Source organism: Streptomyces sp. NPDC107538, from assembly GCF_055657445.1.
Window position 1 is genome coordinate 847,282 of the sequence record NZ_JBVKAY010000001.1, and the last position, 13,428, is coordinate 860,709.

At 72.2% G+C, this 13,428-nt stretch carries 10 protein-coding genes and 1 pseudogene; 8 read left to right on the forward strand and 3 right to left on the reverse strand.

All coding sequences use genetic code 11. From position 1 onward, the window contains the following. Window positions 1-128 precede the first annotated feature (128 nt). The gene (locus tag ACZ7MG_RS03735) at window positions 129-1,319 is read left to right on the forward strand and encodes a 4-hydroxybenzoate 3-monooxygenase (protein WP_471396616.1); all 1,191 of its coding nucleotides are present in this window, start codon (window positions 129-131) and stop codon (window positions 1,317-1,319) included. A 12-nt stretch (window positions 1,320-1,331) separates the two neighbouring features. Here ACZ7MG_RS03735 and ACZ7MG_RS03740 read toward each other — a convergent pair whose 3' ends face one another. Beyond that, window positions 1,332-1,694 (reverse strand): DUF6479 family protein, encoded by a 363-nt coding sequence (locus ACZ7MG_RS03740; protein ID WP_471396619.1) that lies wholly within the window; start codon window positions 1,692-1,694, stop codon window positions 1,332-1,334. Between the two features lie 223 nt (window positions 1,695-1,917). Between ACZ7MG_RS03740 and ACZ7MG_RS03745 the strand changes: the two genes are divergently transcribed. Continuing rightward, window positions 1,918-2,295, forward strand: a complete 378-nt coding sequence (locus tag ACZ7MG_RS03745; RefSeq protein ID WP_471396635.1) for a four-helix bundle copper-binding protein — start codon at window positions 1,918-1,920, stop codon at window positions 2,293-2,295. Between the two features lie 128 nt (window positions 2,296-2,423). Then, the gene (locus ACZ7MG_RS03750) at window positions 2,424-3,614 is read left to right on the forward strand and encodes an acyl-CoA dehydrogenase family protein (protein WP_471396622.1); all 1,191 of its coding nucleotides are present in this window, start codon (window positions 2,424-2,426) and stop codon (window positions 3,612-3,614) included. Here ACZ7MG_RS03750 and ACZ7MG_RS03755 read toward each other — a convergent pair. Beyond that, entirely contained in the window at window positions 3,611-3,970 is a 360-nt protein-coding gene (locus ACZ7MG_RS03755) for a hypothetical protein (protein ID WP_471396625.1), read from the reverse strand. The genes ACZ7MG_RS03750 and ACZ7MG_RS03755 overlap by 4 nt on opposite strands. Before the next feature lie 177 nt (window positions 3,971-4,147). Here ACZ7MG_RS03755 and ACZ7MG_RS03760 point away from each other — a divergent pair. From ACZ7MG_RS03760 to ACZ7MG_RS03780, 5 genes and pseudogenes are all read left to right on the forward strand, one after another. Further along, window positions 4,148-4,399: pseudogene (locus ACZ7MG_RS03760) on the forward strand (oxygenase MpaB family protein); the annotation flags it as partial. 59 nt (window positions 4,400-4,458) lie between these two features. Beyond that, window positions 4,459-6,750: a serine/threonine-protein kinase gene (locus tag ACZ7MG_RS03765; RefSeq protein WP_471396628.1), complete on the forward strand. Its 2,292-nt coding sequence runs from the start codon at window positions 4,459-4,461 to the stop codon at window positions 6,748-6,750. Window positions 6,751-7,934: 1,184 nt separating this feature from the next. Continuing rightward, window positions 7,935-9,572 (forward strand): phytoene desaturase family protein, encoded by a 1,638-nt coding sequence (locus ACZ7MG_RS03770; protein WP_471392123.1) that lies wholly within the window; start codon window positions 7,935-7,937, stop codon window positions 9,570-9,572. 184 nt (window positions 9,573-9,756) lie between these two features. Further along, a complete protein-coding gene (locus ACZ7MG_RS03775) occupies window positions 9,757-10,869 on the forward strand; it encodes an NAD(P)H-dependent flavin oxidoreductase (protein ID WP_471392126.1) in 1,113 nt (370 codons plus the stop codon). After that, window positions 10,866-12,446, forward strand: coding sequence for an acyl-CoA synthetase (locus tag ACZ7MG_RS03780; protein WP_471392129.1), 1,581 nt, complete (start codon window positions 10,866-10,868; stop codon window positions 12,444-12,446). The genes ACZ7MG_RS03775 and ACZ7MG_RS03780 overlap by 4 nt, the downstream gene beginning before the upstream one ends. 57 nt (window positions 12,447-12,503) lie before the next feature. On the opposite strand, the gene ACZ7MG_RS03785 is transcribed toward ACZ7MG_RS03780, so the two are convergent. Next, window positions 12,504-13,325, reverse strand: coding sequence for an SAM-dependent methyltransferase (locus tag ACZ7MG_RS03785; RefSeq protein ID WP_471392131.1), 822 nt, complete (start codon window positions 13,323-13,325; stop codon window positions 12,504-12,506). Between the last annotated feature and the right edge of the window lie 103 nt (window positions 13,326-13,428).

Consider the following 13,428-nt stretch of genomic DNA (forward strand, 5'->3'; position numbering starts at 1 on the left):
GCCCGGCCCTCTTCGGGGTGTGACCGTTGACAGGCGGGCCGGCCGGGCGCAGACTCATGCGCACAAGAGAGTGAAGTGAATTTCACCTGGCGAACACGGTGACACGCGAACACGGTCGGAGTACTCACATGCACACCACTGTCGGCATCATCGGCGGCGGCCCGGCGGGGCTGCTGCTGGCCCGTCTGCTGCACAACGCGGGAATCGACAGTGTGGTTCTGGAACGCAAGGACCGTGCCTATGTCGAGCAGCGTCAGCGCGCCGGAATCCTGGAACAGGCCACCGTCGACGTGCTGCGCTCCGCGGGCGCGGGCGCCCGGCTGGACGCCGAGGGAATTCCGCACGACGGCATCGAACTGCGCTTCGACGGCCGCGCCCACCGCGTCGGCTTCCCCGAGCTGACCGGCGGCCGCCGGGTGTGGGTGTACGCGCAGACCGAGGTCGTCAAGGACCTGATCGCCCTCCAGCTCACCGGCGGCGGCCCGCTGCTGTTCGAGGCCGAGGTGCACGGGGTGGACGGCGCGGACACCGACCGGCCCGTGATCCGCTACACCCACGAAGGCCGCGAACAGACCCTGACCTGCGACTACGTGGTGGGCTGCGACGGCTTCCACGGCGTGGCCCGGGATGCCGTCCCGGACGGGGTGCGCACGACGTACGAGCGGACCTACCCCTACTCCTGGCTGGGCATCCTCGCCGACGCCCCGCCCGTCTACGACGAGCTGATCTACGCCCACTCCGAGCGCGGCTTCGCGCTGGCGAGCATGCGGTCGCCGTCCGTGAGCCGTCTCTACCTTCAGGTCCCGAACGGCACCGACCCGGCCGACTGGTCCGACGAGCGGATCTGGGACGAGCTGGACGCCCGGTTCGCGCTCACCGCCAACCCCGGCTGGCGGCTCGAACGCGGGCCCGTCACCGCCAAGGCCGTCCTGCCGATGCGCAGCCACGTCACCGAGCCGATGCGGTACGGCCGGGTCTTCCTGGCCGGCGACGCCGCCCACATCGTGCCGCCCACCGGTGCCAAGGGGCTCAATCTGGCCGCCACCGACGTCATCGTGCTGGCCCGCGCCTTCGCCCGGCTCAGGGAGACCGGCTCGACCGAGCTGCTCGACAGCTACTCCGACACCTGTCTGCGCCGGGTCTGGCGGGCCGAGCACTTCTCCTACTTCATGACCACGACCCTGCACGCCGACCCGGCCCAGTCCCCGTTCGAGACGAAACTCCAGCTCTCGCAGCTCGACCGCGTCGCGACCTCACGTCACGCCGCGGCCGAGCTGGCCGAGAACTACACGGGGCTGCCGCTGGACGGCGGGTCCTAGCCGGCTTCGGTGTCAGTGGGCGCCGAGACCGCCGCTGCCGAAGCCGCCGCTGCTGTTGTTGCTCCAGCGCCGCCGCTTCTTCTCCGGGCTGGGCCGTGTCCCCTGGTTGCCGTGCACCTCGTACGGTGTCAGCCGGTAGTCGCTCTTGGGGATCTCGTCGGGCTCCCGGTTCAGCTGCTCCTCGCGGACGGGTCCGCCCTCGGGGATCCGGGGCTGCTCGTCCGGGCGCGGCCGGCGCGGCTCACGGGCGCGCACGCGGGCACCCAGCCAGAGGGCGCCGATCAGCATGGCCACCACGACGACGCCGGCCAGGAACGGTGCGATACCGCCCAGCACGCTACGTTCTGCGGCTATATCAGTCCATTCCATGTTCATAAGGGATGAATACCCCCAATCGTTCGAGTGAACCGATCCGAGTCCGGACCGGACCGGTCCAGACCGGCCCAGACCGGTCCGTGTACGAACCGGACCGCTTCGCACGGCTCGTCCCCGGGTGCCCTGTCGCGCGGGTCGGAAACGGAACCCGGCGGACCGCCCGCGGCGACGCCCGATCGCGCCCGCCGTGTTTGGCCGCATCGCCTCCGGCTACCCGCCCGTGGTGACCTCGACGACGACTTCCCAACAGGAACTCATCCGGTTCCTTGAGGACCGCTTCGCATGTGCGCAGGCCTGCACCGAATGTGCGCGGGCCTGCGCGCTGCGGGCCAGCCTCGCCGACCCGGACGGACCCGAGAGCCAGGAACAGATGCGGCGTAAGGGCATCATGTGCGCGGAGGTGTGCGACGCCACGTGCAGGGTGCTTTCCGAGGAGGCGGGCCTCGACGAGGCCGGTATCCGCCTCCAGGTGGAGTGGTGCCGCACCGTGGCCCTGGAGTGCGCGCGCACCTTCGACGATTCCCCCGGTGCCGAGGACGGCGCCAAGGCCTGCCGCGCCTGCGCCCAGGCCTGCACGGACTTCCTCGCCACCCTCCGCTGAACCGGCGACGGGACGGGTGTCGCTCCCGCCCGTTCCTCCGTGTTGCCCTCTGTCTGGCTGTTCCCAATTACTGGAACACGTTCTAGCGTGTGCGCCGTCAGGTCGGCCTTGGGGAGCCTGGAGGCGCCGTGCACCTCGAATACACGCCCGAGCAGCAGCGGCTGCGCACCGAACTGCGCGCCTACTTCGCCGAGTTGGTCCCGGAGGGCGCCTACGCCCGGCACGCCGACCCGGCGGCGCAGAAGCGGTTCTACCGCGAGACCATCCGTCGCCTCGGCGCCGACGGCTGGCTCGGAGTGGGCTGGCCCAAGGAGTACGGCGGACGTGGCCTGACCGCCGTCGAACAGTTCGTCTTCTTCGACGAGGCCGCGCAGGCCGGCGTACCGCTGCCGCTGATGGCGCTCAACACCGTCGGCCCGACGATCATGCAGTTCGGCACCGAGGAACAGAAGGCGTACTTCCTGCCCCGCGTTCTCTCCGGCGAGATCGACTTCGCCATCGGCTACAGCGAGCCGGACGCCGGCACGGACCTGGCGTCACTGAAAACGCGCGCGGTGCGAGACGGCGACGAGGCCACCGGCCATTACACGGTCAACGGGCAGAAGATCTGGACCACCAACGGCGACACGGCCGACTGGGTCTGGCTCGCGGTCCGCACCGACCCCGACGCCCCGCCCCACAAGGGCATCACCATGCTCCTCGTCCCGACCACGGAACCCGGCTACTCCTGCACCCTCATCAACACGCTCGCCTCCCACGACACCACCGCCAGCTACTACGAGAACATCCGCGTCCCCGTCTCCCGCCGCGTCGGCGAGGAGAACAAGGGCTGGCGGCTGATCACCAACCAGCTCAACCACGAACGCGTCACCCTCGCCGCCCACGGCACCATGGCCATCCGCTCCCTGCACAACGTCCAGCGCTGGGCCATGGAGACCAAACTCGCCGACGGCCGCCGCGTCATCGACCTGCCCTGGGTCCGCCGCCGCCTCGCGCAGACCCACACCAAACTCGACGCCCTCAGGCTCCTCAACTGGCGCATGGTCAGCGCCCTCCAGGAGGGCACCCTCACCCCCCAGGACGCCTCCGCCGTCAAGGTCTACGGCTCCGAGGCCCGCCGCGACGCCTACGCCTGGCTGATGGAGGTCGTCGCCACCGCCGGCGCCCTCAAGGAGGGCTCCGCGGGCGCGGTCCTGCACGGCGAACTCGAACGCGGCTACCGCTCGGCCGTGATCTTCACCTTCGGCGGCGGCAACAACGAGATCCAGCGCGAGATCATCTCGTGGATCGGCCTGGGGATGCCCCGTGTACGGCGTTAGCTGCAGGTGATCGACTTGGTGGGGCCGGTCCTGCTGTCGGTCTTCTCCCCGTCCAGCCACACCCGCCAGGTGTACGTACCACTGCACCTGGTCGGCAGGGAAATGTTGCCGGAGCTCTCGTCGCTGGCGTCCCAGCCGTCGCTGTTCGCGGTGTACCAGATCCCCAGGACCTTGCGCTGAACCTTGAGCTTCATGTCACCGCAGCCGCTGCCGGCCCAGGCACCGTATCCGGTGACCTGGCCGGGCCCGGTCTTCAGCACATTGCCGGCCGTGACATGGCAGGAGGCCGCGGCAGCCGGTGACCCTCCCGCGACGAGGAGCCCTCCGGCCATGACACCGCCGAGCACAGCGGACACAGCCTTTTTCTTGAAGTGACGCATGGTGATTCCCCCTACGAGCAGTGTTGTGAACGGCAGAGAGCAAGACGACTTCGTGACCCACGCTCCGTCGCCGAAGCTCACGTGGCAGTCTGCGGAGCTTCCGGCCCAGGGTGTACCTGCAACGTTCCAGGTTGCGCCGGACACCGCCACTCACCGGCACGTGAAGCACTCTGGCGGCGCGTGGCCGACCTGGCGTACGCCTCCCTGCCGCCGTACGCCCACGAGTTGTACGGCAGGCCGGGTCCCGCACCGGCCGTGGTCACCCGCCGCCTGCGGCTCGCCGGAACCTTCCTGCGCTGTGTTCCCGCCCGTCTGCGCCGGCAACTCCCGCCCAAACACATCCTCCGCGCCATGGCACGGCTCGGCCCCGGCTCCCGCCCGGCACCGTACAAAGTCGGCAGATAGACCGCCATACTGGACGGGCCAGGGGGATGCGGGGCCGGATACGGGGGCGATCGTCGGCGATGGGGGACACCAGGCTGATCCAGGGCCGGTACCGGCTGCTCGATCTGATCGGGCGCGGGGGGATGGGCGAGGTCTGGCGTGCGAGGGACGAGTCGCTGGGGCGGCTGGTCGCGGTCAAGTGCCTCAAGCCCGTCAACACCCAGCCCGACCAGTCGTTCACCCGTGTCCTGCGCGAACGCTTCCGGCGCGAGGCACGCGTCGCGGCCGCCCTCCAGCACCGGGGGGTCACCGTCGTCCATGACTTCGGTGAGTCCGACGGGGTGCTGTTCCTCGTCATGGAGTTACTGGACGGCCGCAACCTCAGCCAGCTCCTGGAGGACAACAGACACCATCCGCTGGCCGTCCCGGAGGTCGTCGAGATCGCCGGGCAGGTGGCCGCCGCCCTCGACTACACCCACCGGCAGGGCATCGTGCACCGCGACCTGAAGCCCGCCAACATCATGCTGCTCACCGACGGCACCGTGAAGATCTGCGACTTCGGCATCGCCCGCCTCGGCCGCGACGTCACCTTCACCTCCCGGCTCACCGGCACCGGTATCGCCATGGGCACCCCGCACTACATGTCACCGGAACAGATCAGCGGCGACGAGGTCGACCAGCGCAGCGACCTCTACTCGTTCGGCTGTGTGCTCTACGAGATCGTCACCGGGGTACCGCCGTTCGACCTCGACGACGCCTGGGCGGTCCTGATGGGCCACCGCGACACCGCCCCGACGCCCCCGCGCCACCACCGCGACGAGATCCCCGAGTACCTCGACCGCGTCATCCTGGACCTGCTCGCCAAGGAGCCGGAGGAACGACCGCACGACGCACGCGAGTTGGGCCGCAGGGTCGGGGAGGGGCGGGCGGCCACCGCCCCGGGCCCGGGCCGCGCCCAGGTGCCGGCCGCCGTGGCACGCCCCGTCCTCCCCGAAGCCGCCCCCGGCCCGCCCGGCCTCTGGGCGCGCCCGGAGCAACCGCCGTCGCGGGAACCCCGGTTGCCGTCCTGGACCCGCGGGATGACCACCGGCCACAAGGCCACCGGCACCGGACCGGGCGGTCTCACCCCGCCGGACGCCTCTGCCGGGCTCACCGGCGAGTGGATCGCCCGCCCCGCCACCGGCCGCGTCGAACGGCCCGTACGCCCCGAACGGCCCACCCCGTCACCGGAGTTGATCACCACCCTCACCGGGCGGCACAACGCGGGCCTCAGCCTGGGGCGGCTGGGCCGCTGGACGGAGGCGGGCGAGGTGCACCGCGCGGTGGCCGCCGAACGCGAGCACGCCCTCGGCCCGGACCACCCCGACACCCTCGCCAGCCGTTTCGAGGTCGGCTTCACCCTCAGCCGCACCGGCCGCCCCGCCGACGCGCTGCGCGAGTTCGCCCACGTCGCCCGGGTCCGCGAGCACGTCCTCGGGCCCGACCATCCCGACACACTCGCCGCCCGGCAGGAAATGGCGTACGTGCTGGGCCAGTTGGGCCGCCACTTCGAAGCCCACCAGGCCTATACGGGGGTCCTCGCCGCCCGGGAACGCCTCGCCGGGCCGGACCACCCGGACACCCTGCGCTGCCGCCACAACCTCGCCTTCAACCTCAGCAGGCTCGGCCGGCTGGAGGACTCGTACCGCATGGCGAGCGAGGTGGCCGCCGCCCGCGCCCGGGTGCTCGGCGCCAACCACCCCGACACTCTCGTCACCCGGTACGAAGTCGGCTACGCCCTCGGCCAGTTGGGACGCTGGCCCGAGGCCCTGGAGACCTACCGCGAGGTCGCCGAGACCCGTGCCCAGGCCCTCGGCCCCGACCACCCCGACACCCTCGCCGCCCGCCACGAGGTCGGCATCAGCCTCGGCCGGCTCGGCCGCAGCACCGACGCGCTCACCCTCTACCGCGCCCTGGTCGACGACCGCACCCGCGTCCACGGCCCCGCCGACACCGAGACCCTGCGCGCCCGCCACGGCCTCGGTGTCAACCTCGGGCGCCTCGGCCGCTGGGAGGAGGCCCTCGCCGAGTCCCGCGACGTGTGCGCCCTGCGCGAGCGCGTCCTCGGCCCGGACCACCCCGACACCCTCATCAGCCGCCGCGAGGTCGCCGTCGGCCTCGGCTGGCTCGGCCGCTGGGCCGACGCCCTCACCGAATACCGCCACGTAGCCGACGCCCGCGAACACATCCTCGGCCCCACCCACCCCGACGCCCTCACCAGCCGCAACGACGAGGCCCACTGCCTAGAACAACTCGGCCGCACCCAGGAAGCGGTCGAGCTGTACCGCCGAGTGGCGGCGTTACGCCAGCAACGGTCAACAGACGGCCACTGACACCGCCGACGGGCCGGGTGATGGCTGGGGCAGGGGACCGCCGGGCGGTCACGGGGACTGTGGACGGTCGGGTGGTTGCTGGGGCAGGGGACGGCCAGATGGTGCTGGGGCAGGGGGCGGCCGGGCGGTCACGGGGACTGCGGACGGCTGGGTGGTTGCTGGGACACCGGACAGCCGGGCGGTCACCGGTGCCGCCGACCGCCGGGCGGTCAGGGGGACTGGGGGCGGGCTGTGTGGTTGCTGGGCCTGCGGACGGCGGGTCGGTTGCGGGACCGAGGACAGCCGGGCGGTCACCGGTGCCGCCGACTGCCGGGCGGTCAGGGGGACTGGGGAGGGGCTGTGTGGTTGCTGGGCCTGTGGACGGTGGGTCGGTTGCGGGATCGAGGACGGCCGGGCGGTCACCGGTGCCGCCGACTGCCGGGCGGTCAGGGGGACTGGGGAGGGGCTGTGTGGTTGCTGGGCCTGCGGACGGCGGGTCGGTTGCGGGACCGAGGACGGCCGGGCGACCACCGGTGCCGCCGACTGCCGGGCGGTTGCTGGGGCCGTTGGACGGCCGGGTGGTTGGTGGAGCCGAGGGCCGCTGGGCCACGGGGACTGCAGCGCGGTCGCCGGGCTCGCGCCGGGCCCGCCGCAGCGCCCGGCCCTCTGGCCGTCGACGGACCGCGCCGAGCCAGGACCTCCGGGTGCGCGCCGAGGTCCCGGTCTGCCGCGTCGGGTCCGGGCGGCTCCCGGGCCCGACGGTGGCCGACAGCGTCGAGTGGGGCGTCGGCTCCCCCGACCGCCGACCGCCGACCGCCGACCGCCGACCGCCGACCGCCGACCGCCGACCGCCGACCGCCGACCGCCGACCGCCGGGCTCGCGCCGACCCCCGCCACACCGTCCGGCCCTCTGGCCGCCGACGGGCCGCGCCGAGCCCGGCCCCCCAGGTGCCCGCCGACGGACCGCGCCCGAGCCAGCCCCCCGGGGGCCCGCCGACGTCCCGGCCGGCCGTCGAGTCCGGGCCCCCGGCCCCCGGGCCCCGACGGTGGCCGACAGCGCCGAGTCGAGCGTCGGCTCACCGGCCCGCCGACCGGCCGCGCCCAGCCCCGGCTCCCCGGTCGCACCGCCCAGGCCCGCCCCCCCCCGTTGATCCACCTGCCCCACCCCCCTGGCCGACCCCGAGCGCCGCGTGTTACCAAGAGCCATGCCTGCCACCCCCACCCCCGCGCCCGCATCCGTACCCGCAACCCGGCCCGGACGTCCGGTCGGGCCTCGGCCGCACGGCTCGTACGACGCCGTGATCGTCGGCGGTGGGCACAACGGGCTGGTCGCCGCCGCGTACCTCGCCCGGGCCGGGCGCTCCGTGCTGGTGCTGGAGCGGCTGGACCACACCGGTGGGGCCGCCGTGTCGACACGGCCCTTCGCCGGGGTCGACGCCCGGCTGTCGCGGTACTCGTACCTGGTCAGCCTGCTGCCCCGGAAGATCGTGCGGGACCTCGACCTGGACTTCCGCGTCCGGGGCCGCACCATCTCCTCGTACACCCCCGTCGAACGCGACGGACGCCCCACCGGCCTGCTCGTCGGCGGGGGCGAGCGCCGCACCCGGGAGGCGTTCGCGCGGCTCACGGGCGCGGACCGCGAGTACGAGGCCTGGCAGCGCTTCTACGGCATGACGGCCCACGTCGCCGAACGGGTGTTCCCGACCCTCACCGAGCCCCTGCCCACCCGCGACGCCCTGCGCGACCGTATCGACGACGAGGAGGCCTGGCGCACCCTCTTCGAGGAACCGATCGGCACGGCCGTCGAGTCGTCCTTCACCGACGACCTGGTCCGCGGTGTCGTCCTCACCGACGCGCTCATCGGCACCTTCGCGGACGCCCACGACCCCTCCCTCCGCCAGAACCGCTGCTTCCTCTACCACGTGATCGGCGGCGGCACCGGCGCCTGGGACGTGCCCGTCGGTGGCATGGGCGCGCTCACCGACGCACTGGCCAGGGCCGCGCGCGACGCGGGCGCCGTCCTCGCCACGGGCCACGAGGCCCGCCGGATCGAGACCGACGGCCGGTCCGCCGAGATCACCTACCGGACGGCCGACACCGAGGGCACCGTCACCGCACGCCACGTCCTGGTCAACGCCTCGCCGCGCGAACTGGCCGCCCTGACCGGCGACACACCCCCTACCCCCGCCGAGGGCGCGCAGCTCAAGGTGAACATGCTGCTTACCCGGCTCCCCAGGCTCCGCGACGAGTCCGTCGACCCCCACGAGGCCTTCGCCGGGACCTTCCACATCGCCGAGGGATACGACCAACTGGCCACCGCCTACGCCCAGGCCGCCTCCGGCACCCTGCCCGAGGCCCCGCCCTCCGAGATCTACTGCCACTCGCTCACCGACCCGACCATCCTCGGCCCGGACCTGGTCGAGCAGGGCTACCAGACGCTCACCCTCTTCGGCCTGCACACCCCCGCGCGGCTGTTCGAGTCCGACAACGACGCCGTACGCGAGGAACTCCTCAAGTCCACCCTCGCCCAGCTGGACGCCCACCTCGCCGAGCCCCTCACCGACTGCCTGGCCACCGACGCCGACGGCCGCCCCTGCATCGAGGCCAGAACCCCCCTCGACCTGGACCACGACCTCGGCCTCCCCGGCGGCAACATCTTCCACCGCGACCTCACCTGGCCCTACGCCCAGACCGACACGGGCCGCTGGGGAGTCGAGACCCACCACGACAACATCTTCCTGTGCGGCGCGGGCGCGGTACGAGGCGGCGGTGTGAGCGGAGTCCCCGGCCACAACGCGGCGATGGCACTGCTGGAGGCGGACGGCATGGACGACTTGCCGTAGGCAGTCAGGGGCGCGGGGAACTGCGCGACCAGCCCCCACCAACCCGCACCGCCAACCAACCGACCCACCCCACCCCACCCCACCCCTCACGCGCCCACCCCCACACCCCCGATGCTCACGCAAATCTGACGGTGCATCAGAAAACCCCTTCCCTCCTCCGGAGGACTACGGCATTCTGCGCACCATGCAGACGGAGCTGAGCAACACCCTCGGAGTCCAGTACGCCGTCTTCGGCTTCACCCCGTTCCCCGCGGTCGCGGCCGCCATCAGCCGCGCCGGCGGCTTCGGGGTGCTCGGCGCGGTCCGCTACACGGCCCCCGACGACCTGAAACGCGACCTCGACTGGATCGAGGCCCACGTCGACGGCATGCCGTACGGCCTGGACGTCGTCATGCCGGCCAAGAAGGTCGAGGGCGTCACGGAGGCCGACGTCGAGGCGATGATCCCCGAGTCCCACCGGCAGTTCGTCAAGGACACCCTCGCCAAGTACGGCGTCCCCGAACTCGCCGAGGGCGAGGCTTCCGGGTGGCGCATCACCGGCTGGATGGAACAGGTCGCCCGCAGCCAGCTCGACGTCGCCTTCGACTACCCGATCAAGCTGCTCGCCAACGCGCTCGGGTCCCCACCCGCCGACGTCATCGACCGCGCCCATGAACAGGACGTCCTCGTCGCCGCGCTCGCCGGCAGCGCCCGGCACGCCCGTAAGCACGCCGACGCGGGCATCGACATCGTCGTGGCCCAGGGCTACGAGGCCGGCGGCCACACCGGCGACATCGCCTCCATGGTGCTGACCCCCGAGGTCGTCGAGGCCGTCGACCCGTTGCCGGTGCTCGCCGCCGGAGGCATCGGCAGCGGTCAGCAGGTGGCCGCCGCCCTCGCCCTCGGCGCCCAGGGCGTCTGGCTCGGCTCGCTCTGGCTGACCACCACCGAGGCCGAACTGCCCTCGCCCCGGCTGATCGAGAAGCTGCTCGCCGCCGGCTCCGGCGACACCGTCCGCTCCCGCGCCCTCACCGGCAAACCCGCGCGCCAGCTCCGTACCGAATGGACCGACGCCTGGGACGACCCGGCCGGACCCGGCACCCTCCCCATGCCCCTGCAGGGGCTGCTCGTCGCCGAGGCGGTGTCCCGGATCCAGAAGTACGAGGTCGAGCCGCTGCTCGGCACTCCGGTCGGGCAGATCGTCGGCCGGATGAACAGCGAACGCAGCGTCCAGGCCGTCTTCGACGACCTCACCCGAGGCTTCGAGCGTGCCGTGGACCGGATCAACCGGATCGCCGGAAGGAGCGCGGAACGATGAACCGAGCCCCCCAAGGCCGGCCTTCCCCGGCCCAACCACCGCAGGGCTTCTGGGCGCAGGCCGCCGCCGACCCCGACCGTAGGGTGCTCATCGCCCCGGACGGGGAGGAGTGGACCGCCGGACGGCTGCACGCCGCTACCAACCGCCTGGTGCACGGCCTGCGCGCGGCCGGACTCGAACGCGGCGACGCCTTCGCGGTCGTCCTGCCCAACGGCGTCGAGTTCTTCGTCGCCTACCTCGCCGCCACCCAGGCCGGTTTCTATCTCGTCCCCGTCAACCACCACCTCGTCGGCCCCGAGATCGCCTGGATCGTCTCCGACTCCGGCGCCAAGGTGCTCATCGCGCACGAGCGGTTCGCCGACACGGCACGCGCCGCCGCCGACGAGGCCGGGCTGCCCGCCGACCACCGGTACGCGGTGGGCACGGTCGAGGGCTTCCGCCCGTACGCTGAACTCCTCGACGGACAGCCCGAGTCGGCGCCCGGCGACCGCACCCTCGGCTGGGTCATGAACTACACCTCCGGCACCACCGGCCGCCCCCGGGGCATCCGCCGTCCGCTGCCCGGCAAGCTCCCGGAGGAGTCCTACCTCGGCGGTTTCCTCGGCATCTTCGGCATCCGGCCGTTCGACGACAACGTGCACCTGGTCTGCTCGCCGCTCTACCACACGGCCGTACTGCAGTTCGCGGGCGCGTCCCTGCACATCGGGCACCGGCTGGTGCTGATGGACAAGTGGACGCCGGAGGAGATGCTCCGCGTCATCGACGCCCACCGCTGCACCCACACCCACATGGTGCCCACCCAGTTCCACCGGCTCCTCGCCCTCCCCGCCGAGGTGCGCGCCCGCTACGACGTGTCGTCCATGCGGCACGCCATCCACGGGGCCGCGCCCTGCCCCGACCATGTGAAGCGGGCCATGATCGAGTGGTGGGGCGAGAGCGTGGAGGAGTACTACGCGGCCAGTGAGGGCGGCGGCGCCTTCGCCACCGCCGAGGACTGGCTGAAGAAGCCCGGTACGGTCGGCAAGGCGTGGCCCATCAGTGAACTCGCGGTCTTCGACGACGACGGCAACCGCCTGCCCGCCGGTGAACTCGGCACCGTCTACATGAAGATGAGCACCGGCGGCTTCTCGTACCACAAGGACGAGGGCAAGACACGGAAGAACCGTATCGGCGACTTCTTCACCGTCGGCGACCTCGGACTCATCGACGACGAGGGCTATCTCTTCCTCCGGGACCGCAAGATCGACCTGATCATCTCCGGTGGCGTCAACATCTACCCCGCCGAGATCGAGGCCGCCCTCCTCACCCATCCCGCCGTCGCCGACGCCGCCGCGTTCGGCATCCCGCACGACGACTGGGGCGAGGAGGTCAAGGCCGTGGTCGAGCCCGCCCCCGGCTTCACCCCGGGGCCGGCCCTGGCCGAGGAGATCCTCGCTCACTGCGCCCGGCAACTCGCCGGGTACAAACGCCCGAAGAGCGTCGACTTCACCGAGGCGATGCCCCGCGACCCCAACGGCAAGCTCTACAAACGGCGGTTGCGGGAGCCGTACTGGGAGGGCCGGCAGAAGACCGTCTGACCGGACCCCGCCGATGCCGGACTCCGCGCCGCCCGTGACCACGGGCGGCGCCGGACCTCACCGCTTGCGCGCCACCCCGCCCACCGCGATGACCTCCTCGGAGCCACCGGCGGCGGACGCCCCCGGATCCGGCCGCCAGTCGTTCAACGGCACGACCCCGGGCTCCAGCAGCTCCAACCCCTCGAAGAACCCGGCGAGTTGGGCCGGGCTGCGCAGGTAGTAGGGGACCGCGCCGCTCTCGTTGTAGCCGCGGGTGGCCTCGGCGTTGGCCTTGTTCGTGTCGACGCTGTCGTTGAACGCGAGGTAACTCCCGGACGGCAGGGCGGACATCAGCGTGCCGATGATGGCCCGCGCCTCGGCGTAGTCGGCGATATGCCCGCTGACCTGCATCATCGTCAGCCCGACCGGCTGGGAGAGATCCAGTGTCCTGGCCGCCTCCCGCAGCACGGTCTGCGGGTCGTGCAGATCGGAGTCGATGTAGTCGGTCGCTCCCGCGGGCGTACTGGTGAGCAGTGCCCGTGCGTGGGTCAGGACCAGCGGGTCGTTGTCCACATAGACGACCCGCGCCTGAGGGGCCGCCCGCTGCGCGATCTCGTGCGTGTTGTCCGCCGTCGGCAGACCGGTGCCGATGTCGAGGAACTGACGTATGCCCGCCTCGGCGGCGAGGAAGGTGACCGCGCGGCCCAGGAAGGCCCGGGAGTCACGGGCCAGGTCGGTGATGCCGGGGAACACCGCGCGGAAGGCGTCGCCCGCCGCGTGGTCGACCGGGTAGTTGTCCTTGCCGCCCAGCCAGTAGTTCCAGATCCGGGCCGAGTGCGGCACCGTCGTGTCGATCATGGTCGCCGAATCCGTCTCCGGACGTAACGAGTCCTGCGCCACCGGGCGGCCTCCTCAAGGGGGAACGGTCACAGGGCGATATGCCCATGGCAAGGTGCTGACAGAAGAATGGTGCCGCCCCGAGCGGGACGGCACCATATCCCTT